Source organism: Longimicrobium sp., from assembly GCF_036280135.1.
In the GTDB taxonomy this organism is placed as follows: Bacteria; Gemmatimonadota; Gemmatimonadetes; order Longimicrobiales; family Longimicrobiaceae; genus Longimicrobium.
The window spans coordinates 1-3,362 of record NZ_DASURI010000241.1; the positions used below are offsets into that span (position 1 = coordinate 1).

Genomic DNA, 3,362 nt, shown 5'->3' on the forward strand with positions numbered 1-3,362 from the left:
AACAGACGAGGGGTGACGGGCCGCGGCCCATCACCCCTCATCTTCGTCCGGCCTGATTCGCGTCAGGGGGCGGTGGCGGTGCCCTGGGCCGTATCGACCGGGCCGGGGACGCCGGCGGTGTCCACGATCTGCCCGCCGGCCGTGGGCGGGTTGGTGCCCACGCCGGCCGTATCCGCCGTGCCGGGAGGCGTGGGCGGCACGTCGGCGTCGGACGGCGTGGTGATCGTCGTCGTGGTCGTGTCCGTCGCCGCGCCGCCCTCCGCCGCGCCCTCGTCCCCGCCGCCGCACGCCGCCAGCATTGCCGCGGCGAACGCAACCAGCACTCTGCTGCGCATCATCCTCGCATCTCCGTTCGTCTTGTCGTCCGTCCAGCCCATCCGGGCCACGCGGCCCCCTGCAAGGACCGGACGCGCTAGCCAAACAGGGCGATGAGCGTGGCGCCGCCGCTCACCAGCAGGGCGCCGGCCGCGCGGGTGCGTGCCGCCGCGCGCTCGCGGAGGACCAGGATGCCCAGCGCCGTCGCCCACAGGATGCTCGTGGAGGTAAGGGCGATGACGTAGCCCGTCTGGGTGAGCCGCAGGGCCGTGTGCAGCCCCATCTGCTGCACGGCGAACGCGAGCCCCGCGAAGGCCACGAACCCGCTCCACGGCTTCACCTGCTCCGGCATCCCCAGGCCGGCCCGCGTGCGCCACGCCAGGAACGGGATGACGACGGCCATCCCCAGCGCGGCGACGAACGCCAGGGTGGCGGCCCACGGAAACGGCCCCACGGCCGCGATGCCGCGCTTGTGCACCAGGGTGGCCAGGCTCCACGAGACGGCCGAGGCCACGGCGAACCAGTTGGCGCGCGAGCGGCCCAGGGCGCGCAGGGGCTCCAGGAGCGATCCGCCGCCCTGCAGCCCCACGCAGTACACGCCCAGCGTCACCAGCGCCACGCCAAAGCCGGCCTCCGGCGACGGCCGTTCGTCCAGGAATACGATGGCGCCCAGCATCACCAGGCCGGGGAGCAGGCCCATGATGGGCTGCACGAGCGACAGGTCGCCGCGCCGCAGGGCCAGCGTAAGGCAGATGGTGCCCATTACCTCGGGCACCAGCACGAGGGAGACGGCGCGCCAATACGCCGGCGTGAGCGGATGCCACGCGCCCGTGGCGGCCACGAGGCCCAGGAGCAGCAGGCTGGCCACCATCCGCGCGGCGAAGGTGGAGACGACGGCGCCGCCGTGCTCCACGGCCCGCTTGAGCGAAAAGCTGGTTCCCGCGTTGGCGATCGCGGCGACCAGCGCGAACCCGATCCACATCCTCGTTTCCAACCCGTCGTTGCCGTCCGTCCGAACCCGCGGAACGGGAGAACCTAGCACCTCCACCCGTCCCGCGCCCGCGCCGGTTCCCGCGGACGGCGTCGGCCGATAGAATCATCGCCCAACGCGCCGCGACGGAATTCCGCGCGGCGGCGGATCATCTCCAGACGGTGACGGACGGATCGCGAATGGCTCGATCGCTTGCCCTGCTGGCCGGTCCCGACGCGCTGCGCATCCTGCGGGAGCGCGGGCTGCGGGCCGGGGACGTGGACGTGCTGCCGGGCGCCTCCGGCGGGCCCAAGTGGCTGGCCCTGGCGGGGCTGGACCGCTTTCTCTTCGGCGAGTTCTTCCAGGAGCCGCGCGAACGGCCCCTGCACCTGGTGGGCTCGTCCATCGGCAGCTGGCGGATGGCGTGCCTGGCGCAGCGGGACCCCGTGGCGGCGCTGGCGCGGGGCCACGCGGCGTACATCGAGCAGCACTACGACCATCCCAAACCCACGCCCGTGGAGGTGAGCGCCGTGAGCGCGCGCATCCTGGACGTGCTGATGGGGCCCCACGCGGAGGCCGAGATCCTGTCCCACCCGTGGGCGCGGCTGCACGTGATCACGGCCGAGTGCCGCGGCCCGGCCGCCAGCGAGCAGCGCTGGGTGCAGATGGCGTCGCTGGCCGTCACGGCGTCCGCCAACCTGCTCAGCCGCCGCGCGCTGGCCCTGCAGATGCGCCGCGTGATCTTTCACACGGCCGGCGACACGAGCCCGTTCCGCGGCCTGGCGGACCTGCCCACGGTGCACCTGCCGCTCACGCGCGAGAACCTGCGGCCGGCGCTGCTGGCGTCCGGCTCCATCCCGCTGGTGCTGGCGGGGGTGACGGTGCCGGGCGCGCCGGGCGGCATCCACCGCGACGGCGGGGTGATCGACTACCACCTGGCGTTCGACTTTGGGCCGGGCGAGGGGCTGGTGCTGTATCCGCACTTCTTTCCCCACATCGTCCCCGGCTGGTTCGACAAGCTGCTGCCGTGGCGCCGCGCGCGGGGCATCAACTTTCGCCGCGCGCTCGTCCTGGCGCCGTCGCCGGAGTGGGTCGCCACGCTGCCCGGTGGCAAAATCCCGGACCGCAACGACTTCTACCGGATGCCGGAGCCGGAGCGCATCCGCGTGTGGCGCCAGGTGGCCGCCGCCAGCGAGCAGCTGGCGGACGAGCTGCGTGAGCTCATCGCCACGGATCGGGTCGCCGATTTCGCGAAGCCGATGTGACGGCAAGCCTCCTGCGTTGCGCGTAAATCGCCTTCCCTTCAACACATCGCGCCCGCGGTGCGTCTGGAGGGAAGGCGATCTGCAATCAAACGGGACGGAGGAGGGGCGGTGGACAGCTGGGTGCTGGACGTGGTGCGGGGGATGGGGCCGCTGGGCGTGGCCCTGCTGATGTTTCTGGAGAACGTGTTTCCGCCGCTCCCGTCGGAGGTGATCATGCCGCTGGCGGGCTACCTGTCGTCGCAGGGGGAGGCGCCGTTCTGGGCAATGTCGCTGGCGGGTACGGCGGGGTCGCTGCTGGGGGCGTTCTTCTGGTACCGCGTGGGCCTGGCCGTGACGCCCGAGCGGCTGACGGCGTGGGTGGACCGCCACGGCACCTGGCTGGCCATGACGCCGGAGGACGTGGAGAGCTCCCACGCGTGGTTCGGCCGCCATGGCCGCACGAGCGTGCTGTTCGGCCGCCTGGTGCCGCTCGTCCGCACGCTCATCTCCGTGCCGGCCGGGTTCACGCGGGTGCCCGCGGGTCAGTTCCTGGTGCTGTCCGCCATCGGATCGGGCGTGTGGACGTTCGCGCTGGCGTACGCGGGGCGGCTGCTGGGCAGCCAGTTCTCGCAGGTGGAGCAGTGGCTGGGCCCCGTGAGCTCGGGCATCGTCTTCGTAGCGGTTCTCTACTACTTCTACCGCGTCTTTCGCATTCACCAGCAAAAGCGCCACGCGGCGCGGTAGCCCTGGACCCGCGTCGTGGCAGGCCTCACGCGGGCGCCCCCTCCGGGCTCGCGGAGCTCGCCCACCTCCCCCAATAACCCCTGGGGGAG

Annotated in this window: 4 protein-coding genes; 2 read left to right on the plus strand and 2 right to left on the minus strand. The window is 72.7% G+C overall.

The genetic code is table 11. From position 1 onward, the window contains the following. Window positions 1–62: 62 nt before the first annotated feature. Together VFZ20_RS07415 and VFZ20_RS07420 are read right to left on the minus strand one after the other, a co-directional pair. Window positions 63–338, minus strand: coding sequence for a hypothetical protein (locus VFZ20_RS07415; protein WP_329683211.1), 276 nt, complete (start codon window positions 336–338; stop codon window positions 63–65). 74 nt (window positions 339–412) lie between these two features. Continuing rightward, entirely contained in the window at window positions 413–1,297 is an 885-nt protein-coding gene (locus VFZ20_RS07420; protein ID WP_329683212.1) for an EamA family transporter, read from the minus strand. A 188-nt stretch (window positions 1,298–1,485) separates the two neighbouring features. Between VFZ20_RS07420 and VFZ20_RS07425 the strand changes: the two genes are divergently transcribed. After that, entirely contained in the window at window positions 1,486–2,550 is a 1,065-nt protein-coding gene (locus tag VFZ20_RS07425; protein WP_329683213.1) for a hypothetical protein, read from the plus strand. 108 nt (window positions 2,551–2,658) lie between these two features. After that, the gene (locus VFZ20_RS07430; RefSeq protein WP_329683214.1) at window positions 2,659–3,273 is read left to right on the plus strand and encodes a DedA family protein; all 615 of its coding nucleotides are present in this window, start codon (window positions 2,659–2,661) and stop codon (window positions 3,271–3,273) included. Window positions 3,274–3,362: the final 89 nt, after the last annotated feature.